This is a genomic window from Achromobacter sp. Marseille-Q4962, assembly GCF_943737005.1.
In the GTDB taxonomy this organism is placed as follows: domain Bacteria; phylum Pseudomonadota; class Gammaproteobacteria; order Burkholderiales; family Burkholderiaceae_B; genus Achromobacter.
This window is the reverse complement of record NZ_CALSFU010000029.1, coordinates 13,818-39,029: the sequence shown is the minus strand read 5'-3', so window position 1 is coordinate 39,029 and position 25,212 is coordinate 13,818. Positions and strand designations below refer to the sequence as shown.

24 protein-coding genes are annotated in these 25,212 nt (G+C 70.0%); 19 read left to right on the top strand and 5 right to left on the bottom strand.

Annotation, left to right across the window (positions count from 1 at the left end):
• A partial coding sequence (locus NGJ44_RS20115) for a DUF502 domain-containing protein (protein ID WP_251865424.1) occupies positions 1–627 on the bottom strand: 627 nt, incomplete at its 3' end.
• Positions 628–758: 131 nt separating this feature from the next.
• On the bottom strand, positions 759–1,226 hold the full coding sequence (locus tag NGJ44_RS20110) for an Lrp/AsnC ligand binding domain-containing protein (RefSeq protein ID WP_053246677.1): 468 nt from the start codon (positions 1,224–1,226) through the stop codon (positions 759–761).
• Positions 1,227–1,362: 136 nt separating this feature from the next.
• Between NGJ44_RS20110 and NGJ44_RS20105 the strand changes: the two genes are divergently transcribed.
• The 4 genes from NGJ44_RS20105 (at position 1,363) to NGJ44_RS20090 (ending at position 7,848) form a co-directional block, all read left to right on the top strand.
• A complete protein-coding gene (locus tag NGJ44_RS20105; RefSeq protein ID WP_251865423.1) occupies positions 1,363–2,664 on the top strand; it encodes a D-amino acid dehydrogenase in 1,302 nt (433 codons plus the stop codon).
• 77 nt (positions 2,665–2,741) lie between these two features.
• Entirely contained in the window at positions 2,742–3,866 is a 1,125-nt protein-coding gene (locus NGJ44_RS20100; RefSeq protein WP_251865422.1) for a metallophosphoesterase family protein, read from the top strand.
• Positions 3,863–6,502, top strand: a complete 2,640-nt coding sequence (locus NGJ44_RS20095; RefSeq protein WP_251865421.1) for an AAA family ATPase — start codon at positions 3,863–3,865, stop codon at positions 6,500–6,502. Before NGJ44_RS20100 ends, NGJ44_RS20095 begins: the two co-directional genes overlap by 4 nt.
• 470 nt (positions 6,503–6,972) lie before the next feature.
• Positions 6,973–7,848 carry a DMT family transporter gene (locus NGJ44_RS20090; RefSeq protein ID WP_251865420.1) on the top strand — a complete coding sequence of 292 codons (876 nt, stop codon included), beginning with the start codon at positions 6,973–6,975 and terminating at the stop codon, positions 7,846–7,848.
• Here NGJ44_RS20090 and NGJ44_RS20085 read toward each other — a convergent pair.
• The 3 genes from NGJ44_RS20085 to NGJ44_RS20080 all read right to left on the bottom strand — a co-directional run bounded on the left by NGJ44_RS20085 (position 7,845) and on the right by NGJ44_RS20080 (position 10,095).
• Positions 7,845–8,714: a FapA family protein gene (locus NGJ44_RS20085; RefSeq protein ID WP_251865427.1), complete on the bottom strand. Its 870-nt coding sequence runs from the start codon at positions 8,712–8,714 to the stop codon at positions 7,845–7,847. The two genes, NGJ44_RS20090 and NGJ44_RS20085, sit on opposite strands and share 4 nt — an antisense overlap.
• Positions 8,715–8,892: 178 nt before the next feature.
• A complete protein-coding gene (locus tag NGJ44_RS23145; protein ID WP_286012414.1) occupies positions 8,893–9,027 on the bottom strand; it encodes a hypothetical protein in 135 nt (44 codons plus the stop codon).
• Positions 9,028–9,108: 81 nt separating this feature from the next.
• Positions 9,109–10,095, bottom strand: a complete 987-nt coding sequence (locus NGJ44_RS20080; protein ID WP_053244499.1) for a Bug family tripartite tricarboxylate transporter substrate binding protein — start codon at positions 10,093–10,095, stop codon at positions 9,109–9,111.
• Positions 10,096–10,569: 474 nt separating this feature from the next.
• On the opposite strand from NGJ44_RS20080, the gene NGJ44_RS20075 reads away from it, so the two are divergent.
• The 15 genes from NGJ44_RS20075 (at position 10,570) to NGJ44_RS20005 (ending at position 25,183) form a co-directional block, all read left to right on the top strand.
• The gene (locus tag NGJ44_RS20075; RefSeq protein ID WP_251865418.1) at positions 10,570–13,488 is read left to right on the top strand and encodes a monovalent cation/H+ antiporter subunit A; all 2,919 of its coding nucleotides are present in this window, start codon (positions 10,570–10,572) and stop codon (positions 13,486–13,488) included.
• Positions 13,488–13,832 (top strand): Na+/H+ antiporter subunit C, encoded by a 345-nt coding sequence (locus tag NGJ44_RS20070; protein ID WP_251865417.1) that lies wholly within the window; start codon positions 13,488–13,490, stop codon positions 13,830–13,832. The genes NGJ44_RS20075 and NGJ44_RS20070 overlap by 1 nt, the downstream gene beginning before the upstream one ends.
• Positions 13,829–15,460, top strand: coding sequence for a monovalent cation/H+ antiporter subunit D (locus NGJ44_RS20065; protein ID WP_251865415.1), 1,632 nt, complete (start codon positions 13,829–13,831; stop codon positions 15,458–15,460). Before NGJ44_RS20070 ends, NGJ44_RS20065 begins: the two co-directional genes overlap by 4 nt.
• Entirely contained in the window at positions 15,460–15,942 is a 483-nt protein-coding gene (locus NGJ44_RS20060) for a Na+/H+ antiporter subunit E (protein WP_251865413.1), read from the top strand. Before NGJ44_RS20065 ends, NGJ44_RS20060 begins: the two co-directional genes overlap by 1 nt.
• A complete protein-coding gene (locus tag NGJ44_RS20055) occupies positions 15,939–16,220 on the top strand; it encodes a K+/H+ antiporter subunit F (protein ID WP_251865411.1) in 282 nt (93 codons plus the stop codon). Before NGJ44_RS20060 ends, NGJ44_RS20055 begins: the two co-directional genes overlap by 4 nt.
• Positions 16,217–16,558: a monovalent cation/H(+) antiporter subunit G gene (gene mnhG, locus NGJ44_RS20050; protein WP_251865409.1), complete on the top strand. Its 342-nt coding sequence runs from the start codon at positions 16,217–16,219 to the stop codon at positions 16,556–16,558. The genes NGJ44_RS20055 and mnhG overlap by 4 nt, the downstream gene beginning before the upstream one ends.
• Before the next feature lie 256 nt (positions 16,559–16,814).
• Positions 16,815–17,294: a hypothetical protein gene (locus NGJ44_RS20045; RefSeq protein WP_251865407.1), complete on the top strand. Its 480-nt coding sequence runs from the start codon at positions 16,815–16,817 to the stop codon at positions 17,292–17,294.
• Between the two features lie 107 nt (positions 17,295–17,401).
• Entirely contained in the window at positions 17,402–18,250 is an 849-nt protein-coding gene (locus NGJ44_RS20040; protein WP_251865405.1) for an HAD family hydrolase, read from the top strand.
• Positions 18,243–18,749: a tRNA adenosine(34) deaminase TadA gene (gene tadA, locus NGJ44_RS20035; RefSeq protein ID WP_286012413.1), complete on the top strand. Its 507-nt coding sequence runs from the start codon at positions 18,243–18,245 to the stop codon at positions 18,747–18,749. The genes NGJ44_RS20040 and tadA overlap by 8 nt, the downstream gene beginning before the upstream one ends.
• Complete coding sequence (locus NGJ44_RS20030; protein ID WP_251865403.1) at positions 18,746–19,771, top strand: LD-carboxypeptidase; 1,026 nt, start codon at positions 18,746–18,748, stop codon at positions 19,769–19,771. The genes tadA and NGJ44_RS20030 overlap by 4 nt, the downstream gene beginning before the upstream one ends.
• A gap of 175 nt (positions 19,772–19,946) precedes the next feature.
• Positions 19,947–21,551, top strand: a complete 1,605-nt coding sequence (locus NGJ44_RS20025; protein ID WP_053246687.1) for an ABC-F family ATPase — start codon at positions 19,947–19,949, stop codon at positions 21,549–21,551.
• A 150-nt stretch (positions 21,552–21,701) separates the two neighbouring features.
• Positions 21,702–22,469 carry an ABC transporter ATP-binding protein gene (locus NGJ44_RS20020; RefSeq protein WP_053246688.1) on the top strand — a complete coding sequence of 256 codons (768 nt, stop codon included), beginning with the start codon at positions 21,702–21,704 and terminating at the stop codon, positions 22,467–22,469.
• A 75-nt stretch (positions 22,470–22,544) separates the two neighbouring features.
• On the top strand, positions 22,545–23,543 hold the full coding sequence (locus NGJ44_RS20015; protein ID WP_053246689.1) for an ABC transporter substrate-binding protein: 999 nt from the start codon (positions 22,545–22,547) through the stop codon (positions 23,541–23,543).
• A complete protein-coding gene (locus tag NGJ44_RS20010) occupies positions 23,540–24,313 on the top strand; it encodes an ABC transporter permease (protein WP_053246690.1) in 774 nt (257 codons plus the stop codon). The genes NGJ44_RS20015 and NGJ44_RS20010 overlap by 4 nt, the downstream gene beginning before the upstream one ends.
• Positions 24,314–24,328: 15 nt before the next feature.
• Positions 24,329–25,183, top strand: a complete 855-nt coding sequence (locus tag NGJ44_RS20005) for a transporter substrate-binding domain-containing protein (protein WP_251865401.1) — start codon at positions 24,329–24,331, stop codon at positions 25,181–25,183.
• Positions 25,184–25,212: the final 29 nt, after the last annotated feature.

Genomic DNA, 25,212 nt, shown 5'->3' with positions numbered 1-25,212 from the left:
GGGGGGAGCGGGTTCGGATGGCGCGGCGGGCGCGCGGCCGCCGTTCTCGGCGCGCGCCATCCAGGCAATGAGCGAAGAGCGCATGGCTTCTTCCACCGACATCTGGATGGGGTGCACCCATTCGCGCGGCACGAACACCGTGTAGCCGCCGATCATGTAGCCCATGGGCAGGTAGACGGCCACGCGCTCGCCCGGCGTGAAGCCCTCGGGCAGGTCGTCGAGATTGCGGCGGGTGACCAGCCCCACCAGCTCCAGCTGCTGGCCGGGCATGCGCAGGATCACCACCTGCTGGGCCGTGGCCTTGGACGAGGGCGAGAAATAGTCGGCGAAGCTCTTGAGCGAGGAATAAATGCTCTTGACCACGGGCAGGTTGGTGAACGGCATTTCCAGCAGCAGCAGGACGCGCTGCACGCGCTCCTTGGAAACCAGGTAGCCGATGAGCAGAATGCCCAGCACGCCCAGCGCCAGCCCCATGCCCGGAATGTAGAACCCGCCGATGAAGGGGCGCAGGAACGTCAGCGCCACCGCCTCGGTCCAGGCCAGGAAGATGTACAGCAGGTAGAGGGTCAGGGCCAGCGGCAGCACCGTGATGAGGCCGCGGAAAAAGTATTTGTAAAGACGGGTCATAAGAATAAGGGTCGGATGACGTCGCGTGCGTCCGGGGGCCGCCAGCATACCAGCCGCGGCCGCGCCGGCCGGTAACAAACCGCGCAAGCATGCCGCATGGCGCGGGCCGGGCGCTGTCCCGGCGCCACGTCCTAGCGGTCCACCGGCAGGAACAGGGTTTCCTTGATTTCCTCCATGACCACGTAGCTGCGCGACTCGGCCGAAGCGGGCAGGCGCTTGAGGATTTCGCCCAGCAGGCGGCGGTATTCGTTCATTTCGGTCAGGCGCGCCTTCACCAGGTAGTCGAAATCGCCGGACACCAGGTGGCATTCCATGACCTCGGGCACGTACATCAGCTCTTTCTTGACCTTGTCGAACACGTCGCCGGATTTGGCCGACAGCTTGATCTCCAGGAACACCAGCAGGTTCTTGCCCAGCGCCGCCGGATTGACGCGCGCGTGATAGCCGGTGATCACGCCCTCTCGTTCCATGCGCTTGAGGCGGTCCGAGCAAGGGGTGGCCGACAGGTTGACCCGCTCGGCCAGTTCCGTGACGGAAATGCGGCCCTCGCGTTGAAGAATATCCAGCATTTTCAGGTCGATACGGTCGAGGTCGCGCATTTTCACTATCGAAAAAGGAAAAAAACCGGCTTGGCGGGAAAAACCACTGCCCAATATGAATTTTCAGTGACTTTCACTGCAATGCGGCTCATAGACTACCGAAATTACGGCTCGAATCCAAACACGGGAAAGAATCATGCACGTCATCGTCCTTGGCAGCGGCGTCATAGGCACCACCACCGCTTATTACCTGGCGCGGCTGGGCGCCAAGGTCACGGTGCTGGAGCGGCAGCCCGGTTCCGCCCTCGAAACCAGCTACGGCAATGCCGGCCAGGTCTCGCCCGGCTATTCGACGCCCTGGGCCGCCCCGGGCATTCCGCTCAAGGCCCTGAAGTGGATGTTCCAGAAACACGCGCCGCTGGCCATCCGCCCCGACGGCACGCTGTATCAATGGCGCTGGATGGCGGCCATGCTGGCCAATTGCTCGGCCGACCGCTACGCCGTCAACAAAGAGCGCATGCTGCGCCTGGCCGAATACAGCCGCGACTGCCTGCGCGAGCTGCGCGCCGCCGCCGGCATCCACTACGAGGAACGCGCGCGCGGCACGCTGCAGCTTTTCCGCACCGAAGCGCAGATGGAAGCGGCGCGCCGCGACATCGCTGTGCTCGAAGAGGTGGGCGTGCCGTACGAACTGCTGGACCGCAACCGTCTGGTCACGGCCGAGCCCGCGCTGGCGCGCGCCGCGCACAAGCTGTCGGGCGGCCTGCGCCTGCCCAACGACGAAACCGGCGATTGCCGCCTCTTCACCGTGCGCCTGGCCGAACTGGCGGCCGGGCTGGGCGTGGAATTCCGCTACGGCCAGCAGGTCGAGGCGCTGGCCGCCGCCGGCGGGCAGATCAGCGGCGTGCGGGTCGGCGGCCAGACGCTCACGGCGGACCGCTACGTTGCCGCCTTCGGCAGCTATACGCGGCGCTTTCTCGCGCCTCTGGGCCTGGACCTGCCCGTCTACCCGGTCAAGGGCTATTCGCTCACCATTCCCATGACAGACGAATCCGCCGCGCCGGTTTCCACCGTGCTCGACGAAACCTACAAGGTCGCCGTCACGCGGTTCGACCGCCGCATCCGCGTGGGCGGCATGGCCGAGCTTTCCGGTTTCGACCTGCGCCTGAAGGATGCGCGCCGCAAGACCCTGGAGCTCGTGGTGAACGACCTGTTCCCCGGCTGCGGCGACCTGCCGGCGGCCGAGTTCTGGACCGGCCTGCGCCCCATGACGCCCGACAGCACGCCCATCGTGGGGGCCACCCGCTACGGCAACCTCTACCTGAACACCGGCCACGGCACGCTGGGCTGGACCATGGCCTGCGGCTCGGGCAAGCTGGTGGCCGACCTGGTCATGGGCAAGCGCCCGGCCATCCACACCGATGGGCTGGACCTGTCCCGCTACGAGCGCCGCGGCCGCGTGAGCCAGCCGCTGGTGCTGGACGGCAAGAGCGCCTGATTCCCGGGGCGCGCGGCGCCGGGCCGCCTGCGCGGCCCGGCCGCGAAGAGGCGGGGGCTTGTGCCAAAATCCGCCCCATGACTCATTTCCTGCATACCGCCGACTGGCAGATCGGGCGCCAGTACGGGCAATTCGAAACCGAAGACGCCGCCCTGCTGGCCGAGGCGCGGCTGGAAACCGTGGCGCGCATCGCCGCCCTGGCCGCCGAACGCCGCGTGGACGCGGTGCTGGTGGCGGGCGACGTGTTCGACACGCAGGCCGTGTCCGACCGCACCGTGCGCCGCCTGTTCGCGGCGCTGTCGGCCTATGCCGGGCCCTGGGTCATGATCGCCGGCAACCACGACGCGGCCCTGGCCGAGAGCGTCTGGAGCCGCGCCCGGCGCCTGGGCTGCATCCCGGCCAACGTCCACGCGCCCATGGCGGCGCAGGTGGTGGACCTGCCCGGCGCCGGCCTGGCGGTGCTGGCCGCGCCGCTCAGGCAGCGCCACACGCACGACGACGTGACCCAGGTTTTCGATCTCATGGACAGCGCGCCCGGCCGGGTGCGCGTGGGGCTGGCGCACGGCAGCGTGGCCGGCCGCCTGCCCGAATCCGCCGACGCCGCCAATCCCATCGCGCCGGACCGCGCCGCCCGGGCGCGGCTCGATTACCTGGCGCTGGGCGACTGGCACGGCTGCCTGGCGGTCGATGCCCGCACCTGGTATGCCGGCACGCCGGAGCCCGACCGCTTCCGCGGCAACGAGCCCGGCTACGTGCTGGATGTGCGTATCGCCGGGCCGGGCGCCGGTCCCGAAGTCGAGCGCGTGGCGGTGGGACGCTACCGGTGGTCGGCCTGGATCGAGACGCTGGGCGTGTCCAGCGACGTCGAGGCCCTGGCCGCGCGGCTGGACGGGCTGCGCGGCGACGACGTGCTCAGGCTGGACGTGCGCGGCCACCTCAACGAACGCGACTGGGAAGCCTTGCGGCAGGCCGTGGCGCGAGCCGCGGCGCAGGCGCGCGCGTTGCTCGCCGACTGGTCGGGGCTGCAGCTCGAACCCGACCAGGCCGACCTGGCCGCGCTGGGCGCGCAAGGCTATGTGGCCGAGGTCGCGGCCCGCCTGCAGGCCATGCAGGCCGAGGGCGCGCAGCCGGAAGAGGCCGCCGAGGCCCTGCGGCTGCTGCTGCGCTATCAGCGCGAACTGGCCAACGGGAGCGCGCAATGAAGCTCGCCCGCATCGCGCTGGCGGAATTCCGCAAGTTCCGCGATCCCCTGGTGCTGGACGGCCTGGACGCGGGCCTGAACCTGTTCGTGGGGCCGAACGAGGCCGGCAAGAGCACGGTGGCGGCCGCCCTGCGCGCGGCTTTCCTGGAGCGCCACGGCACGCGCACGGTGTCCGACCTGGCGCCGCGCGGCGAGTCCGGCGCGCGTCCCACGGTGGAACTGTCTTTCTCTCACGGCGGCCACGAATACGCGCTGAAAAAACACTTCCTCGCCCGCCCGCGCTGCGAACTGCTGATCGACGGCGGCGCGCGGCGCCTCGAAGGCGAGGAAGCCGAGAACGCGCTGGCCGCGCTGCTGGGCTTCGAGCTGCCGGCGCGCGGCCAGAGCAAGCCCGAGCTGGCGGGCGTGCCCGGCCTGCTGTGGATCCAGCAAGGCGAAGGGCAGGACATCCAGGCCGCCGCGCGCCGCGCCGAAACGCACCTGCGCCAGGCCCTCACGGAACTGACCGGCGAACTGGCCGGCGGCGACGGCGACCGTCTGCACGACCGGGTCGCAGCCGAACGTGGGGCGCTGCTGGACGCGCGCAACGGCCGCCCCAAGGGGCCCTACAAAGAGGCGGAGGAAGCCCTGGCCGCCGCGCTGGCAGAGCGTGACGAATGCGCCCGCGCCCAGGCTCAGCTCGATGCCGACGTGGACCGGCTGGCCGCGCTGCGCGAGGCCCACGCGCGGGCCCAGGCCGAAGAGCCGTGGAAAGGTTTCGAGGCGCGCGCGGCCGAGGCGCGCGCGCGGCTCGCGGCCCTGGCGCGCGAACGCGAATCGCTGGAAGTCCTGCGGCGCGAGCAGTCGCAGGCGGCGCGGCACCTGGCGCTGCTGCAGGAGCAGGTGGCGCGCGACCAGCAGGACGAGGCGGCGCTGCGCGCCGCCCAGGCCGAACTCGACCAGGCCGCGCGGCGGGCCGAGTCTTCGCGGCAGGCCCTGGCGGCGGCGCAGCAGGCGCGCGACGCGCGGGCGGCGGCGGCCGAGACGGCCCGCCGCCGCGAGCGCCAGGCGCGGTCGCAGGCCGAGCGCCGCGAGCTGGAGGCGCAGCGCCAGCCGCTGGAACGCGAGGCCGTGCGCCTGGAGGCCGCCGTGCGCGAGGCCATGGCGCTCATCGAACAGGGCGCGCGGCTGAAGGCCGAGCAGGCGCGCATCGGGATCGCCGAGGCGGACATGCAGGCGCTGCGCGCCCGCGAGCGCGAACTGGCCGATCTGGCGCTGCGCCAGCAGGCGGCGGCCACGCGGCTGCGCTACGCGCTGGAGCCGGGCCGGCAGGCGCGGCTGGACGGCGCGCCGCTGGACGGGTCGGGCGACGTGCTGCTGACCGGCGCGGCTGAACTGGAGCTGCCCGGGTTCGGGCGCCTGCGCATCGAGCCGGGCGGCGAGGATCTGCCGGCGCTCGGCCGCGACCTGGAAGCGGCGCGCGCCGCGCGCGACGGGCTGCTGGCGCGGCTGGGCGCGGCGGACGCCGCCGAGGCCGAGGCGCGCCATGCGCGCTGCGCCGCATTGGCGCGCGAGCAGGAAGGCGTGCGCAAGATGCTGGCCATTCATGCGCCCCAGGGCGTGGACGCGCTGCGCGAGCAGCGCGACGAGGCCCTGGCGCGGCGCGGACAATTGCTTGAGCGGCTGGCCCGCCTGCCGCCGGCCGGACACGAGGCCGGCGAGGGCGGGCAGCAGGATCTCGCCGAAGCTCGCGAGGCGCTGCGCGCCGCCGAGGCCGCGCTGGAGCAGGCCAGCCACGCTTTCGTGGCCGCGCAGCGCGCCGCCGACGCCGACGCGGCGCGCGCGCAGGTGCTGCGCGTGCAGGCCGGCGCCCGGCAGGCGGAGTTCGAATCGTCTGTCCGCGCGCAACTTCGGCGCGAGCGCGGCGGGCAGTTGGCCGAGGCGCGCAGCCGCCACGACGCCCTGGCGCGGCGCGTACAGGAGGCGCAGGCCGCGCTGGCCGGCCATCGGCCCGACCTGGCCGAGCAGGACGCGGCGCGCTACGAGAAATCCGCCGCCATCGAGCGCGAGGCGCAGCACCGCCGCCACGAGGAGATCCTGCAATTGCAGGGCAAGCTGGAACAGGCCGGCGCCCAGGGACTGGGCGAGCGGCTGTCCGAAGCCGAGGCTGCCTGCGAACGCCTGGCGCGCCGCCGCGACGAGCTGGCGCGGCGCGCCCGCGCGCTGGACCTGCTGCACGAGCTGCTGGGGCAGCAGCGGCGCGAAGCCACCCAGCGCCTGCAGGCCCCGCTGGCGCGCCGCCTGGGGCATTATCTGGACCTGCTCATGCCCCAGGCGCGGCTGCGGCTGGACGACGCGCTGCTGCCCGCGGCGCTGGCGCGCGGCCAGGGCGAAGACCCGCTGGAAGCGCTCAGCTTCGGCACCCGCGAACAGCTCGGCCTGCTGGCGCGGTTCGCGTACGCGGATCTGTTGCGCGAAGCCGGCCGGCCGACCCTGCTGGTGCTGGATGACGCGCTGGTCCATACCGACGACGCGCGGCGCGATTTCATGAAGCGGGCGCTGTTCGACGCCGCCACGCGCCACCAGATCCTGATGTTCACCTGCCACGGCGAAGCGTGGCGCGACCTGGGCGTGCCGCAGCGCGCGCTGGGCGCCTGAGCGTGGCGCGGTACGGCGCAATGCGGCGCGGCCGACGAGGCAGGCTTGACGGCGGCGCGCGCCGTGCATTAGGCTTTGCGCCTGCTGTGCTTCTCTCCGGAACGTTCACGCCCATGGCTTGCGCCCTTGCATCCGCTTTTCCGCTCCGCGCCCCGCGCGCGGCCGGTTCGCGCGTGCGCGTTCTTTTCCGAGTCTCTCCTGTCGCGCCCCGCGCCGCGGCGGCTCCGGCCACGACGAGCCGGCCCGTCATGGGGCAGCCCCCAATGGGCCAGCCCCCAATGGGCCGGCCCCTGTCCCCGGTGTCGCCGCCGGCGGCCGTCGTCCTCGGCTGATCCCGCTTTAGTCCCTTCCTTTCCGTTTTTTCGCCCGGCATCCGCCCGCGGCGGCTGACGCCGCGCGTGCGCGCCGCGCGGGCCGGCACGGCTCGCCGGAGGAAGGGGGTTCGATTCCTACGAATGACAGGTGAACTCATGTCTGCAAATCAAGGCAGGTGGGCCGCATACGGCTCCACCGCGCTTTTCGTGCTGCTCTGGAGCGGCGGCGCGATCTTCGCCAAATGGGGGCTCGCGCACGCCTCCGCTTTCGCGTTCCTGCTCTGGCGCTTCGTGCTCGCGCTGGCGCTGCTGGCCCTGCTCGGCCTGCGGCGCCGGCGCTGGCTGCCGGCGCCGGGCTCGCGCGGCCTCGCGGCCGCGACCGGGCTTACGCTGATCGGGGGCTACACCATCTTCTACCTGCTGGCCCTGGATCGCGGCATCACGCCCGGCGTGCTCGCCACGCTGCTGGGCGCGCAGCCCATCCTGACGCTGGCGCTGACCGAGCGGCGCTTTCCGGCGCAAAGGCTGGCCGGACTGTTGCTCGCGATGGGCGGGCTGGCGCTGGTCATGCTGCAAGGCATCGTGCTGGCGCGCTTCTCGCCGGCCGGCATGGCCTGCGCGCTGGCGGCGCTGCTCTGCATGACGGGCGGCGCCATGCTGCAGAAACGGCTGGGGCAGCCGCCCATGGACGTGCTGCCGCTGCAATACGTGGTCGGTCTGCTGGCCTGCCTGGCTTGCGTGCCGTTCCAGCCCATGCAGGTGCGCTGGAGCTGGGAGTTCCTGGTGCCGCTGATCTGGATGGCCTGGGTGATTTCGGTGGGCGCGACACTGCTCTTTTACCGCATGATCCAGACCGGCAACCTGGTCAACGTCACCAGCCTGTTCTACCTCGTGCCGGTCGGCACGGCGGCGCTGGACTACCTGGTGTTCGGCAACCGCATGTCGGGGCTCAGCCTGGCGGGCATGGCTGCCATCCTGGGCGGCCTGCTGCTGGTGTTCAACGCCGGCCCGCGGCGCGAGGGCCGGTTTTAGGCGTCCTCGCCGGCCCAGTGGCCGCTGACCAGTTGCGCGGGCCGGCGGCGGGCGAGGACGCGGGCGCAGACGGCCCAGGCGTCCAGGCGCACGGACAGCCCGGCATAAACGCCGTGGCCGGCGCCGGCTTCGATGTCGCCGCCGGCGTGCACGCCTTCGCCCGCGCGGATCGAGCCTTCGGCCACGATGTCCGCGCCGGCGATCAGGCCCCAGCCGGCCTGCAGATGGCCGCCGGCGCGGATGCCGCCTGCGGCCTGGATGCCGCAGGCGGCATGGATGTCTTTGCCGGCGCGGATATCGCCGCCGGCCTTGATGCCCTGGCCGGCGCTCAGCGCGCCTTGCGATGCGATGTCCTGGCCCGCCTGCAAATGGCCGACCACGGCCAGGTCCTGGCCCGCGCAGATGTCCCATTTGGCGCGCACGTTGCCCGCGCAGTCCAGGCGCGCGCCGGTTTCGATGCCCCATTCGGCGGCGATGTCGCCGCCCGCGCGCAGGTTGCCCGCGCTGGCGATCTGCGCGCCCGACGCGATATTCTCGCCGGCAATGATGGACTCGCCGGCGCGGATGCCGCCGCCGGCCGAGATGCCGCGCCCCGCGCGCACGATCGTGTCCACGCTGACGCCCCGGCGCACCTGGATCGCGCCGGCGAACACCAGCGCCGTGGCGTCGAGCTCGTCCAGCTCGAGCACCGCGTCGGTGGGGCCGAACTGGTCCAGCAGCCAGCAGGCGTCGCCCACGCGGCCGTCGGCGACCAGGGCGTCGAGCACGGCCTGGTAGTCGCCCTGGCCGTTGTGGTCGCGCAGGAACCATTTGTAGCCTCCGGCGCAAGGGTTCTTGGCTTTGACGAAATTCTTGGTGAGTTGCATGGCGTACGAAGCAATCGGGTGCATGGCGAACCGCCGCGGCGGATGCGGCGGCAAGATGGCGTGGCGCGGCGCCCGGCCACGCGGCGGGGCGCAGGGCCCGGCGAGCGGAGGCGCGCGCCTGTGCGCGCGGCGCCGCGTGGGCCGGCCAATTCGGGAAAGAGGGGGAGGGGGCGGGCGATTAGCCGGGCTTGGAGCGGGCGTAGGCCGAGCGCGCGGCCGCTTCCTGCGAGCTCAGCAGCGTGCAGCGCAAGGCGCGCCAGGCGCGGACGGCCTGGGCGGAAACGGCGGGGAAGGAGAAAAGAAGGGAACGCACGGGCGCAGATGCTACCACCCGCGCGTTTTCCGTCAAGCGGGCCGGGCGCGCCGGGGCTTGCCCCGGCGCGCCGCCGCTGCCTCAGTTGGTGAGCTTGATGTTGCGTTCCTTGGCGATGCGCTGGCGCAGTTCCAGCTCGCGCTTGATCTGCGCGGCGTACTCGGCCGGCGTGTTGCCGTCGACCAGCGCGCCGCCGTCGGCCAGGCGCTGCGCGATCTTGGGATCCTTCAGGGCCTTGACGGCGGCGTCGTGCACGCGGTCAACCACGGCCTTGGGCGTGCCGGCCGGGGCGACCAGGCCGTACCAGGCCATGTTGTCCATCTGCGGCAGGCCGGCCTCGGCGAAGTTGGGCACGTCGGGCAGCGAAGGCAGGCGCTTGGGCGCGGCCACGGCCAGGGCGCGCAGCTTGCCGGCCTGGATGTGGGGCAGCGAGGAGGGCAGGTTGTCGAACTGGGCATTCACCTGGCCGGCGATCGTGTCGTTGAGCGCCGGGCCCGAGCCGCGGTAGGGCACGTGCACCATGTCGGTGTTGGTCAGCGACTTGAAGAGCTCGCCGTCCAGGTGGCTGATGCCGCCGGTGCCCGAGGAGGCGTAGCTGTACTTGCCGGGGTTGCTCTTGAGCAGGGTGATGAATTCGGCCAGCGTCTTGGCCGGCACCTTCGGGTTCACGGTCAGCACGTTGGGCACGTTGACCAGGTTGGTGATGGGCGTGAAATCCTTGATGGGGTCGTAGGGGTTGTTGGGGTTGGTGGCCGGGTTCGTCGCCATGGTGCTGACGGTGGCCACGCCCAGGGTGTAGCCGTCGGGCGCCGAACGCACCAGCGCGTCCGCGCCGATCGAGCCGCCGCCGCCGCCCCGGTTCTCCACCACGACCGGCTGGCCCAGCTCGCGGGTCAGGCCCTCGGCCACGATGCGGGCCACGATATCGGTGGTGCCGCCCGCCGCAAAGGGCACGATGAGCCGGATGGGTTTGTTCGGGTAGGCGTCCGCGGCCTGGGCGGGAGCCGCCAGGCAGAGCCCGGCAATGGCGGCGGCCAGGGCGGCCTTGGCATGGGTCAGCAGGTTCAAGTGTCTTCTCCGGAATCGTCGGTTCTTTATCGGGAGGCGCCTGTGTCCAAAATCGGGACACATTGCGCCCCGAAGCGCGGAACAGGGCCGCATCCGGCTTCTGCGCGCTTCGTGGGCGCAATTGCACACAAAAATGTCACAGTCCGATATGCGGAGGAACCCGCAGCGCGGGCTGGCGGCTGCGCAACGATTGCGCAGCGATCATGCTGCGATCGGCCCGGTACGCGCACAAATTCCTGCATAACTTACAAGAATCTGATATTTTTCCGGGTGAGATTCCCGGCCGGGTCTTGCAAGAAAACTGTTGCGCATGTTTCCGTCCACGCCTTCAATGGCGTAGGTGAGGCCCCGAGCGGGCCGCGTGCCGTGCAGCGACGCTCCGGTTGAGGGTTCCGTCCGTTTTCACCTCCCCGGCTGTTTCGTCTTCCGCTGTCCCGGGCCGCGGAAGGGGGGCCCGGACACACTCGGAACGCCATGTCGCTGATCCTGATACTCGCTCTGCCTTTCGCCGGCAGCCTGTGCGCCGCGTTGCTGCCGTCCAATGCCCGCAACGCCGAAGCGTGGCTGGCCGGCATCATCGCCCTGGCCTGTGCGCTGCTGGTCATCAGCCTGTATCCCGACATCTCCCACGGAAAGGTCATCCGGGCCGACATGCCCTGGGCGCCCGCCCTCGGCCTGCAGTTCACCCTGCGCATGGACGGTTTCGCCTGGCTGTTCGCCCTCATCGTGTCGGGAATGGGCGCGCTCATCGTGCTGTACGCGCGCTACTACATGTCGCCGGAAGACCCGGTGCCGCGCTTCTTCTCTTTTTTCCAGGCGTTCATGGCCGCCATGCTGGGCGTGGTGCTTTCGGGCAACCTCATCCAGCTCGTCATGTTCTGGGAAATGACCAGCCTGGCCTCCTTCATGCTGATCGCGTACTGGCACCACCGCCTGGACGCGCGGCGCGGCGCCCGCATGGCGCTGACGGTCACGGGCGCGGGCGGGCTGTGCCTGCTGGCCGGCGTGCTCATCCTGGGCCACATCGTGGGCAGCTACGACCTGGACCGCGTCCTGGCCGCCGGCGACCTGGTGCGCGCCGACCCCTGGTATCCGGCCGTGCTGGTCCTGCTGGGGTTGGGCGCGCTCACCAAGAGCGCGCAGTTTCCCTTCCATTTCTGGCTGCCCAACGCCATGGCCGCGCCCACGCCCGTGTCGGCCTACCTGCACTCGGCCACCATGGTGAAGGCGGGCGTGTTCCTGCTGGCGCGGTTCTGGCCGGTGCTGTCCGGCACCGACGAGTGGTTCTGGATCATCGGCGGGGCGGGGCTGGTCACGCTGGTGCTGGGCGCCTACGCCGCCATCTTCCAGCAGGACATGAAAGGGGTGCTGGCCTATTCCACCATCAGCCACCTGGGGCTGATTACGCTGCTGCTCGGGCTGAACAGCTCCCTGGCCCTGGTGGCGGCCATTTTCCACATGGTGAACCACGCCACGTTCAAGGCCTCGCTCTTCATGGCCGCGGGCATCGTGGACCACGAAACGGGCACGCGCGACCTCACGCGGCTTTCCGGCCTGCACAAGGCCATGCCCATCACGGCGGCGCTCGCCATGGTGGCGGCCGCGTCCATGGCGGGCGTGCCGCTGCTCAACGGCTTCATTTCCAAGGAAATGTTCTTCGCCGAAACCACCTTCGTGAGCGGCGACTGGCTCACCCGCACCGGCCTGCCGCTGGCGGCCACGGTGGCGGGGGCCTTCAGCGTGGCGTATTCGCTGCGCTTCATCCTGCAGGTCTTCTTCGGGCCGCCGGCCACCGACCTGCCGCGCGCGCCGCACGAGCCGCCGCGCTGGATGCTGTTTCCCAGCGCGCTGCTGGTGTTCATGTGCCTGGTCGTGGGCATTTTGCCGGGCCTGACGGTGGGCCCGTTCCTGGCCACGGCGGCCCGCAGCATCCTGGGCGCCGACATGCCCGAATACAGCCTGGCGGTCTGGCACGGCATCAACCTGCCGCTCATCATGAGCGTGGTCGCCATGACCGCCGGCGTCGTCATCTATCTCGCCCTGCGCGCCCACCAGCAGGCCAACCCCGGGCGCGTGCCCTTCATCTACCGGCTGGACGGCCGCCGCAGCTTCGAGGCCCTGCTCGACGGCTCCAGCGTGGCGGCGTCCTGGCTGCTGCGCCGGCTGGCCACCTCGCGCCTGCAGGTGCAGATGCTGCTCATCGTGCTGGGCACGCTGTTCGTGGCCTGGCTGCCGTTGCGCGCGGGCGGCTGGTTCGAGGGAGGAGGGCTGCCGCAGACGGTAGACCCCGTGTTCCTGCTGCTCTGGGTGGTGGGCGGCACGAGCGCCGTAGCCGCGGCGTACCAGGCGAAATACCACCGGCTGGCGTCGCTGGCGCTGGCCGGCGCCGCGGGCCTGGTCACCTGCCTGACCTTCGTCTGGTTCTCGGCGCCCGACCTGGCGCTCACGCAGCTCTCGGTGGAAGTCGTGACGCTGGTGCTGCTGCTGCTGGGACTGCGCTGGCTGCCGCGCCGCATCGAAGACGACGAGCCGGGCAAGGCCACGCTGCGCGCGCGCAGCCGGCGCCTGCGCGACCTGGCCGTGGCCATCGCCGCGGGCGCCGGCATGGCGGGGCTGGCCTATGCGGTGCTGTCCCGTCCCCAGGCGGGCACGATTTCCTCGTTTTTCGTCGAACGCGCGCTGCCCGACGGCGGCGGCACCAACGTGGTCAACGTGATCCTGGTGGATTTCCGCGGCTTCGATACCTTCGGCGAAATCACCGTGCTGGGCATCGTGGCGCTCACGGTCTATGCGCTGCTGCGCCGGTTCCGCCCCGCGCCGGAGAGCGCCGACCTGCCGCGCCAGCAACTCGACCAGGACGGCGGCGTGCGCGAGCCCCCCGACATCAAGGCCCCGGTGCCGCGCGACGCCTCCATGATGGTGCCGGCCGTGCTGGTGCGCCTGCTGCTGCCCACCGCCGCGCTGATTTCCGTGTACTTCCTGCTGCGCGGGCACAACCAGCCCGGCGGCGGCTTCGTGGGCGGCCTGATCTTCGCCACCTCGGTCATCCTGCAATACATGGCGGGCGGGGTGTACTGGGTGGAGTCGCGCAGCCGCCTCAACCCCCAGAACTGGATCGGCACGGGCCTCATCCTGGCGGGCGGCGCGGCGGTGGCCGCCTGGTTTGCCTACAAGCCGTTCCTGAGCGCGCTGGCCTGGGACGTGGCGTTGCCGCTGGTGGGCCATGTCCACGTGTCCAGCGTGCTCGTCTTCGACCTGGGCGTGTACATGCTGGTGGTGGGGGCCACGGTGCTGGTGCTGGTGGCGCTGGCTCACCAGTCGCTGCGCGCGCAGCGCAAGGCCGCGGCGGAAAGCCACGTCCCGGCCGTCCAACAACAAACGGGAGAAGCCTGATGGAATGGGTCTACGCCCTCGCAATCGGCGTGCTGGCCGGCTCGGGAGTGTGGCTGCTGCTGCGGCCGCGCACGTTCCAGTTCATCATGGGGCTGTCGCTGGTTTCCTACGCGGTGAACCTCTTCATCTTCGGCATGGGCCGGCTGGCCTCCGGCCGCCCGCCCGTGGTGGACCCGGCCGCCGCCCATGATCCTTCCTGGTATGCCGATCCGCTGCCGCAGGCGCTGGTGCTCACCGCCATCGTCATCGGCTTCGCCACGACGGCGTTGTTCCTGGTCGTCCTGCTCGCCTCGCGCGGCCTGACGGGCACCGACCACGTCGACGGACGGGAGTCCGAATCTTGAGTTTCCTGCTGCATCATCTTCCCGTCCTCCCCATCGTCATTCCGCTGGCCGCCGGCGCGGTCATGCTGCTGCTGTCCGACACCAGCCGCTACGCGCGCGGCGCCATCTCCACGGTCGCGGCGCTGGCCCAGTTGGCGGCGGCCCTTGCGCTGCTGGCGGCCGCCGGCGCCGGCGCGGCCGGCCCCTGGCCCACGGGCGTGGGCGTCTACCTGGTGGGCGACTGGCCCGCGCCCTTCGGCATCGTGCTGGTGGTCGACCGGCTGGCCGCCGTGATGCTCACGCTCAACGCGGTGCTGGGCCTGGCTACGCTGGTGTACGCGCTCGCCCGCTGGGACCGCGCCGGCGTGCACTTCCATTCGCTGTTCCAGTTCCTGCTCATGGGCCTGAACGGCGCCTTCCTCACGGGCGACCTGTTCAATCTCTTCGTGTTCTTCGAGGTGCTGCTGGCGGCGTCCTACGGCCTGCTGCTGCACGGCTCGGGCATGGCGCGGGTGAGCGCCGGGCTGCAATACATCGCCGTCAACCTGGTGGCCTCGTTTCTGCTGCTCATCAGCATTGCGCTCATCTACGGCGTGACGGGCACGCTCAACCTGGCCGACCTGGCGCTGCGCGCGGGCGAGCTCACCGGCGGCGACCGCATGCTGTTCGAGGCTGGCGCGGCCATCCTGGGCGTGGCGTTCCTGGTGAAGGCGGGCGCGTGGCCGCTGAACTTCTGGCTCGTCAAGGGCTACGGCTCGGCCGGCGCGCCGGTGGCCGCCATGTTCTCCATCATGACCAAGGTGGGCATCTATGCGCTGTTGCGCATCGGCTCGCTGCTGCTGCCCACCGGCGCGCCGGCCGCGTTCAGCCTCGACTGGATGTTCGCCGCCGGACTGGCCACGCTGCTCTTCGGCGGCCTGGGGCTGCTGGCCAGCCAGCAGCTCGAGAAGCTCGTGAGCTATTGCGTCATCATGTCGGCGGGCACGCTGCTGACGGCGCTGGGCATGCCGGGCGTCACGCTGACCGGGCCCGCGCTCTTCTACCTCATCAGTTCCGTGCTCACCACGGGCGCGTTCTTCCTGCTCGCCGAGATGATCGAGCGCACCCGCAGCTTCGGCGCCAACGTGCTCGCCGTGACGCTGGACGCGTTCGACCTGGACGACCCGGCCTCGGCCAACCGCTCCGACGACGTGGTGGGCGTGGCGATTCCGGCCGCCATGGCCTTCCTGGGCCTGGCCTTCGTATCCTGCGCGCTGCTCGCCACGGGCCTGCCGCCGCTGTCGGGCTTCGTGGCCAAGTTCTCGCTGCTGTCGGCGGCGGTGTCGGCCGCCAACGAATCGGCGCCGCCCATCGACGCGTGGATCCTGGTGGCGGCGGTGCTGGCCTCGGGGCTGGCCGGGCTGATCGGGCTGGGCCGCGCCGGCATCCGCGTGTTCTGGGCGAGCGACGAACGCGGCACGCCGCGGCTGCGCGTGATCGAGGCCGGGCCGGTGGCGGTCCTCATCCTCCTGTGCGTGGCCCTGGCCGCGGGGGCCGGCCCGGTGTCGGCCTACCTCGACGACGCCGCCCGCTCGCTGGACCAGCCCCGCACCTATATCGACGCCGTCATGGCGGCGCAGACCGTGCGCGGCATGCAGGGAGGAAGCTGATGCGCCGACTCTATTTCCTGTTCCTGCCCGTTTTCCTGTTCGTCCTGTGGCTGGTGCTCAACCAAAGCCTGTCGGCCGGGCAGATCGCGCTGGGCATCGCGCTGGCGCTCTGGTTCACCTGGGCCGCGTCGCGGCTGCGGCCGCTCAAGGCGCGCCCGCACCGTCTCTGGAAGGCGGTGCCGCTGTTCCTGCATGTCACCCTGGACATCATCAAGTCGAACCTGGCCGTGGCGCGGCTCATCCTGAACCCCCGGCCCAACGACTTCTCGCCCGGGTTCATCATGATTCCGCTCACGCTGCGCGACCCGCACGGGCTGGCCATGCTGGCCTGCATCGTCACCTACACGCCGGGCACGGTGTGGGTGGATCTCACCGAAGACCACCGGCTCAAGCTGCACGTGCTCGACCTGCAGAACGAGGAATACTGGGTGCGGCTGGTGCAGCAGCGCTACGAGCGTCCGCTCAAGGAGATTTTCGAATGAATACCGTACTGTATTGGGCCGCTTCCTTCGCCCTGCTGTGCTTCGCCCTGGGCATGGTGCTGGCCGCCGCGCGGCTGCTGCGCGGCCCCACGGCGCAGGACCGCGTGCTGGCGCTGGACGCGCTCTACATCAACGGCATGCTGACCATGCTGGTGTTCGGCATCCGCTCGGGCACGTCCGTCTATTTCGACATCGCGCTGCTGATCGCGCTGTTCGGTTTCGTGGGTTCCACGGCCATGGCGCGTTTCCTGCTGCGCGGGGAGGTCATCGAACCATGATCGACACGCCGATTCCCTTGTGGGCGGGCATACCCGCCTCCATACTCCTGGTGATGGGCGGGCTGCTCGCGCTCACCGGCTCGGCCGGGCTGCTGCGGTTCCGCACGTTCCAGGCGCGCATCCACGCGCCCACGCTGGGCAACACCCTGGGCTGCGGCTGCGTGCTGGGCGCGTCCATCCTGGTGTTTTCGGCGCTGGCTTCCCGCCCGGTGTTCCACGAGGTCATCATCACGCTGCTGCTCATCGTGTCTTCGCCGGTCACCGCCATGCTGCTGATGCGGGCGGCCACGTACCGCAGCCGCATCAGCCAGGCCGACGCCGAACGCGATGCCCGGTGAGCGCCAAGCCGTAACAAGCTGCACCGGCGGGCGTCTGCGCCGCGCCCGGCAAAAAGGGATGATCCAGCCCCTTTTTTGCGCGGGCGGCGGCCGGGCTGCGGCAAAGTGTCGCGGGGCGGCGGCGGAAATGGGCGGATACTTTGGCTTACGAATACACGTCGGAAGATACGCCGCCGCCGTGGCATCGTGGGATAGTTGATTTCGGAAGACGGCGCGGGAAACCGGCCGTCGTGTTCAATCCTTTTAGGAGGTGACCATGAACGGACTTCGCATCCATCGCCAACACCTGGCCGCCGCGCTCTGCGCGGCCGGACTCGTCCTGGCCGCGGGCGCGGCCCACGCCGCCGACGCCATCGGGCGCGCGGGCATCCAGGCCCAGTACGAACAGGACGTGAAGAACTGCAAGAGCGGCGCCACCGGCCAGGAGCGGGCGGCCTGCCTGCGCGAGGCGGGCGCGGCGCGCCAGGAGGCGCTGCGCAATCACCTGAAGGACGCCGACTCGGGGCAATACCAGCAGAACATGATGGAGCGCTGCCAGCGCCTGCCCGCCGGCTCGCAGCAGGACTGCATGACGCAGATGACCTCGCCCACCACGGTGCGCGGCAGCGTGCAGGGCGGCGGCGTGCTGCGCGAAACCGTCATCCAGGTGCCGGCCGGCACGCCGGGTTCGCAGCCCCTGCCTCCGTCCTCGCAGGGCGGCATGGGCGCGCAGCCCATGGGATCGCAGCCGCGCTGAAGGCCCGACGCGGGCCGCGCCGCCGGCGCGCGGGGCGGGGAGCAGGGCGCGCGGCCGCCGCCGCATTCAGGCAAAATGGCGGCTGTCGCCCTCATTCCCGCATATTCATGTCCGACGTCATCGCCCTGATTTTCGATTTCGACGATACGCTGGCCGCGGACAGCACCTCCGGCTTTCTCGAGAGCATGGGCGTGGACACGGCCTCGTTCTGGAAAGAACGGGTCGACCCGCTGCTCTCGAAACACGACTGGGATCCGGTGCCCGCGTACCTGTACCAGATGATCCAGCTCTCGCGGGCCGGCACGCACGGGCTCATCACCCGGCAGCGGCTGCGGGATTGGGGCGCCAGGCTGGAGCTGCACGACGGCGTGACCACGCTGTTCCAGCGCCTGCGCGCGGCCGTGCGCGCCGAGCATCCCAAGGTGCAGCTCGAGTTCTACCTGATCTCCAGCGGCATCGGCGACGTGGTGCGGCACACGCCCATCGCGCACGAGTTCACCGAGATCTGGGCTTCCGAATTCATCTACGGCGAGGACGGCGGCATCAGCTTCCCGCGCCGGGTGGTGAGCTTCACCGACAAGACGCGCTACCTGTTCCACATCCAGAAAGGCATCATCGGGCCGGAGTTCCGCAACAAGCCCTTCGAGGTGAACCGCAAGGTGCCCGAAGACCGGCTGCGCGTGCCCTTCGACCAGATGGTGTTCGTGGGCGACGGCTACACCGACATTCCCTGCTTTTCGCTCATCCGCCGCGCCGGCGGCTTCGCGTTCGGGGTCTGGGATCCCAAGCATCGCGACAAGCGCAGCCGGGCCTGGGGCTTCATCGAAGAAGGGCGGGTGTCCAATCTCAACCAGGCGCGCTACGACGAAAACGCCGAGCTGTACCAGTGGCTGGAAGAGGCCGTCACCAGCCTGGCCGGCCGCATCGCGCTGAAGTCGCGGGTGTACCGTGGCTGAGGCGCTGCTCGAGCCGCCCGCGCCCTGGACCGCCCAGGACGCCCGCTACATGGAGCTGGCGCTGGACCAGGCGCGCCGGGCCTGCGCCGTCGGCGAGGTGCCGGTCGGCGCGGTGGTGGTGTCGGCGCGGGGCGAAGTGCTGGGAGAGGGCTTTAACCGCACCATCCTCGACCACGACCCCACGGCCCACGCCGAGATCGTGGCCCTGCGCCAGGCCGCGCGCGCGCTCGAAAACTACCGCCTGCCCGGCATCAGCGTGTACGTCACGCTGGAGCCCTGCGTCATGTGCATCGGCGCCATGTTGCACGCGCGGCTGGCGCGCGTGGTGTTCGGCGCGCACGATCCCAAGACCGGCGCCTGCGGCAGCGTGCTCGACGTGGGCGCGGTGTCGCGGCTCAATCATCACACTTCAGTCACCGGCGGCGTGCTGGCCGAGCCTTGCGGCGAATTGCTGCGCGGCTTCTTCCGCGAACGCCGTCGCAAGGAACCCCAGGCATGACGACTTCCAAGCGCGCCGCGGCGCGCCGCAGCCATCCCGCTTCCGCGCACGGCCCCGAATGCGGCGCGGACTGCGGCCACGATCACCACGATCACGACCATGATCACGGCCACGCCCAGCCGCGTCCCGGCGCGCGGGGCATCTACCTGATTTCGCCGTCTTCGGCCGTGCGCGACCCCGCCACCGTCGCGCTGGCGCGCGAACGCCTGCAGGCCCAGGGGTTCAAGACCGCGCTGGACCGCACCGCGCTGGCCCGGCACCAGCGCTTCGCCGGCACGGACGCCCAGCGCCTGGCCAGCCTCGCGCGGGCCGTCAAGCAGAAGCTGCCCATCGTCATGGCCACGCGCGGCGGCTATGGGCTGGGCCGGCTGCTGCACGCCATCGACTGGAAGGCCATGGCCGACAGCGGCAAGCGTTTCGTCGGCATGAGCGACTTCACCGCCTTCAACCTCGCCCTGCTGGCGCAGACCGGCGCCGTGAGCTACTCGGGCGCCACCGCCGTGGCCGATTTCGGCGGCAGGAAAGTGGACGACCTCACCGAAGCGCTGTTCGGCGAGATCATGCGCGGCGAACTCGAAATCCTCAGTTTCGAAACGCAGGACGCCGACCCCGTCGACTGCCGCGGCATTCTCTGGGGCGGCAACCTTGCCATGGTGGCCTCCCTGCTGGGCACGCCCTACATGCCCAAGGTGCGCGGCGGCATCCTGTTCCTCGAAGACGTGGCCGAGCATCCCTACCGCGTGGAGCGCATGCTGATCCAGCTCTGGCAGGCCGGCGTCCTGCAGCGGCAGAAAGCCATTCTGCTGGGCCGTTTCTCCGACTACCGCCTCGCCCCGCACGACCAGGGCTATGACCTGCCCGCCGTGGTGGACTGGCTGCGCAAGACCGTCAAGGTGCCCATCGTGACCGGGCTGCCCTATGGCCACGTGCCCACCAAGGCCACGCTGCCCGTGGGCCAGAAAGTGGGCCTGGCCACCGAGCCGGGCATGGCGCATCTGGTGATCGACGAGCACACGCACTAGCGCGGCGCACGCGCCGGCCCCGCGCGAGGCGACATCCGGGCGCGGGCATCCGGGCGCGGGACCGGGCATTCCGGCCGGCTTGGTACACTATCGGGTTTCCCCCGGCGCTTTCCGGCCGCGCCGGCCCGGCCGCGCCCGCGCCGCAACACTCTTACGCTCCCGCATACAACACACCGTGATATCCACCGCCAATCTCACCATCCAGTTCGGTCCCAAGCCGCTTTTCGAGAACGTCAGCGTCAAGTTCGGAGAAGGCAACCGCTACGGGCTGATCGGGGCCAACGGGTCCGGCAAGTCGACGTTCATGAAGATCATCGGCGGCGACCTCGAGCCCACGGCGGGCAACGTGTCGCTGGAGCCCGGCGTGCGGCTGGGCAAGCTGCGCCAGGACCAGTTCGCCTACGAAGACGTGCGCGTGCTGGACGTGGTCATGATGGGCCACACCGAGATGTGGGCCGCGATGTCCGAGCGCGACGCCATCTACGCCAACCCCGAGGCCACCGAAGACGACTACATGCGCGCGGCCGACCTGGAGGCCAGGTTCGCCGAGTACGACGGCTACACGGCCGAGGCGCGCGCCGGCGAGCTGCTGCTGGGCCTGGAAATCGCCGTGGACCAGCACAACCTGCCCATGCGCGAGATCGCCCCGGGCTGGAAGCTGCGCGTGCTGCTGGCGCAGGCGCTGTTTTCCAATCCGGACGTGCTGCTGCTGGACGAGCCCACCAACAACCTGGACATCAACACCATCCGCTGGCTGGAAAACGTGCTCAACAGCTACCAGAGCACGATGATCATCATCAGCCACGACCGCCACTTCCTGAACCAGGTGTGCACGCACATGGCCGACGTGGACTACGGCGAGATCCGCATCTACCCCGGCAACTACGACGACTACATGCTGGCCTCCACCCAGGCCCGCGAGCGGCTGGTGGCCAACAACGCCAAGGCCAAGGAGCGGGTGGCCGAGCTGCAGGACTTCGTGCGCCGCTTCGCGGCCAACAAGTCCAAATCGCGCCAGGCCACCTCGCGCCTGAAGCAGATCGACCGCATCAAGGCCGAGCAGGTGGAGGTCAAGCCCTCGTCGCGGCAGAACCCCTACATCCGCTTCGAGCAGAACAAGGTCATGCACCGCCTGGCGGTTACGGTGGAGAACCTCTCCAAGTCGTACGACGCCCCGGTCATCCGCGATTTCTCGGCCATGGTGGATGCGGGCGAGAAAATCGCCATCATCGGCGCGAACGGCGTGGGCAAGACCACCTTGCTGCGGCTGCTGGCCAATGACCTGGCTCCGGATTCCGGCTCGGTCAAGTGGTCCGACAATGCCGACCTGGGCTACATGGCGCAGGACGTTTCCGACGACTTCCAGCAGACCGACATCAACCTGCTCGACTGGATGAGCGAACACCGCCAGCCGGGCGACGACGACCAGTCCATCCGGTCCGTGCTGGGCCGCCTGCTGTTTTCGGCCGACGACCTGCCCAAGGCGCCCAAGGTGCTGTCGGGCGGCGAAAAGAACCGCATGACCTTCGGCCGCCTGATGCTGGGCCGCCACAACGTGCTGCTGCTGGACGAGCCCACCAACCACCTCGACATGGAATCCATCGAGTCGCTGCAGTTCGCGCTCGAGAAGTACCAAGGCACGCTGATCTTCGTCTCGCACGACCGCGAATTCGTCTCCGGCCTGGCCACCCGCGTCATCGAGATTCTGCCGTCCGGCGAGATCGTCGATTACCGCGGCGGCTACGAAGACTACCTGGCTTCGCGCGGCATCGACGGTTGAGGCGCGTCTCCCGGGAAGAGAGCAGGCGGCCTGCGGGCCGCTTTTTTCTTTATTACCAGTAGCAGTTAAGACATTCGATATTTATCGTTGGGATTCATATAACGAATTGTTAGATTAGGCCCGTTCCCCACGCACGCCGGCAATCCGTTCATGAATCTGACTTTCGACAGCGTCCACAAGCGTTTCGGCGACCTTCCGGTCGTCGACGGTTTCTCCAGCCAGTTCTCCACCGGAGAGCTGGTGGCACTCGTCGGGCCCTCGGGTTGCGGCAAATCGACGCTGTTGCACCTGGCGGCGGGGCTGGAAAAGCCCACGCAGGGGCGCATCCTGGCCGACGGCAAGCCGGTGCAGGGCCCCGATCCCAGCCGCACCCTGGTGTTCCAGGAGCATGCGCTCTATCCCTGGCTCACGCTGCGCGACAACGTTGCGCTGGCGCTGGAGTTTCAGAAGACGCCCAAAGCGCGCGCCCGCGAAGCGGCGCGCGAATGGCTGGCCCGCGTCGGCCTGTCCGGTTTCGAGGATTACTACCCTCATCAGGTGTCGGGCGGCATGCGCCAGCGCGCCGCGCTGGCCCGCGCTTTCGTGGCCCAGCCTCAGACGCTGCTCATGGACGAACCCTTCGGCGCGCTGGACGCGCTCACGCGGCTGGCCCTGCAGGACGTGCTGCGCCAGCTCATCGCCCAGGAAAAGCCCACCGTGCTGCTGGTGACCCACGACGTGGACGAGGCGTTATTCCTGGCCGACCGCATCGTGGTGTTCAGCCCGCGTCCGGCGCGGGTGCTGCGCGAATTCAATCTGGCGCACCGCGAGAAAACGCACGACTTGTCGGGTCTGGCCGAGGAAAAGCGCGAGATCCTGCGGCTGCTGGGCATCGACGTGGGCGGCGGCCAGCCTGCCGACCTCGCGCTGGCGGCCTGACGCCGCCGCGCAACCGTATTCCATTTCCGATTCGAGGGGCGCGGCGCGCCCCGCATGCATCTTCTGGAGCTTTCGATGAAACTGAAGCAATGGCTGTCCCTGCCGCTGGCCGCGGCCGTCCTCGCCGCGGCGCCCGCCATGGCCGCCGAGAAATTCCGCGTGGGCTACCTGCGTGTCATGGACGACGCGCAGGCCATCGTGGCGCAGGAGGGCGGCTTCTACAAAAAGGCCGGGCTCGATACGGAGCTGGTTGAATTCAAGTCGGGCACCGACCTCATCAAGGCCATCGTGGGCGGGCAGCTCGACATCGGCGTGCTGGGCTTCACCAACGCCGTGGCGTGGGCGTCCAAGGGCGCCGACCTCAAGGTCGTGGGCGGCGCGCAGCAGGGTTACCACTCCCTCGTGGTGCGCGATGATTCCGGCATCCAGGACATCGCTGGCCTGAAGGGCAAGACCCTGGCCTCGCAGGCCGAGGGCAGCACGGCCGACGTGGTGCTCAAGGGCGTGGTGCTCAAGCAGGGCAGGCTCTCCGCCGACGACGTCAACATCATGGGCGTGAGCCCGGCCGTGGCGGTGCAGTCGCTGGTGGGCAAGCGCGTGGACGCGGCCTTCCTGTTCGAGCCCTACGACCGCATCGCGCAGCTGGTGGCGCCGGTCAAGCAGATCTACGAAGTGGGCCAGGCCTGGCCCTTCCCGTGCATGGTGGTCATCACCTCGGGCGAGACGCTCTCCAAGCGCAAGGACGCGGTGTGGAAGGCGCTGGACGCGCAGAACGAAGCCATCGCGCTGCTGCAGAAGCAGCCGGAGCAGGCATCCAAGCTCATCGCCTCGTACTTCATTGCCGAGCCCACCCTCAAGACGCTCAAGCGCGGCGAACTGCCCCGCGAAACCGTGATCGCCGAGGCCATCCGCACGCAGGTGTTCACCCCCAAGCTGACCGACAAGGACACCAAGCGCATGCAGGAAATCGCCGACATCCTGCAGGCCCAGGGGTCGCTCAAGACCCGCGACGGCAAGCCGTATGACGTGTCTTCCATCGTCGACCTGTCCTGGCAAGAGGCGCGCAAGCTTTGAGCACCTCCACCCGAGTCACCGGCGCCCGCAAGCATCTTGCGGGCGTGCTGGGCGTATTATTCATTCTGGCCCTTTGGCAGGCTGCTTCGCTGGCCTTGCCCGACTTCCTGATGCCGGGCGTGCCCGCCGTGATCGGGCGACTGGCCGAGGAAATCGGCAAATCCTCCTTTCACCAGAGCCTGCTGGGCACGCTGGGCCGGCTGGGCGCGGGCTATGGCCTGGCGCTGGCTGCCGGCATCGGCTTCGGATTGGTGGCGGCGGTGCTGTTCTTCTTCCGTGAAGTGCTGCGCAGCGCCATCGTCATCCTGCAGTCCATCCCGTCCATCGCCTGGGTGCCGCTGTTTCTCATCGTCATGGGTTTCGGCAATACGCCCATCGTCGTGGTGGTGGCGCTGGCCGCGTTCTTCCCGGCCGCGCTCAGCGTCATGAACGCCACCGAGTCGGTGCAGCGCGTGCACGTGTCGGCCGCCCGCGTCATGGGCGCCTCGCCCTGGGCGCTGGTGCGCCGCGTGTATCTGCCGGCCGTCATGCCCGAGCTCATCACCGGCGCCCAGCTTGCCTTCGGCAACGCCTGGCGCGCGCTGATCTCGGCCGAAATGCTGATCGGCTTCGGCAAGGGCCTGGGCCGCTCGCTGGCGTATTCGGGCGAAATCGCCGACATGACGGGCGTCATGGCCAACATCCTCGTCATTGCCGTGCTGGCCGCGCTCATCGACCAGTTCGTGCTTGAGAACCTCAAGCACCGGCTGCTGCGCTACCAATACGTCTGAAGGACGCGCATCGCCATGGCCGCGTTTCCGCGTCTGCCGCCGCGCGCCCGCGCCGCCCTCGCCGGCGCGCTGGGGCTGGCGGTCATCGCCTGCCTGCCGCAGTGGGCCGGCGGCGCGCAGGACGGCGCCGGCGCGTTCGCCGCCGCAAGGCAGCGTGGCACCCTGGTGGTGGGCGTGCCCTATCTGGCGCCGCCTCCGGTGGCGGGGGCCAAAGTGCGCACGCCCGAGGGGCTGGACCTGCCGGCCGCCGAGCGGCTGGCCAAAGAACTGGGCGTGGCCGTGCAATTGCGCCAGGTCGGAGCCGGCGAGGCCGCGGCGGCGCTGGCGGCCGGACAGGCCGACGTGGTGCTGGCCGATGGCGGGCAAGGCACGCCATCGGCGGCGGGCGTGGCCGTGGTGCCCAGCGGCTATGCCACCCGGCCCAAAGCGGTGATCCGCAGCGACACGGCCATGCGCCGAGGCGCCGACGCGCGCGGGCGCACGGCCTGCGTGGCCGAAGCCGCGCGCGCGGCGGGCGAGCTGGCCGAGTCCTGGGGCGCGCAGGTGCGGCGCTACCGCGTACCGTCCGACGCGCTGGTGGCCGTGCGTGAAGGCGCCTGCGACCTCGGCCTGGTGGACGACGCGGTCTGGGAGCCGCTGATGCGCTTTCCCGAATGGAAGAAATTCTCCGCCACGCTGGCCGCCGAGGGCGCCAGGCGCGAGCGGCAATGGCTGCTGCCCGAAGGCGACGAAGCCAGCCGGCAGTGGCTGCAGGCGCGCATGCGGCAATGGGGCCGCGACGGCGCCTGGAAAGAAATGGCGGCCAAGTGGGCGAGGGACGTGGCCTTCGACGTCTACCTGGACCAGGAAGTGCCCGACTGTCACGGCTGAACGGCCGCCCGCTGTTTACAATGCGCGGC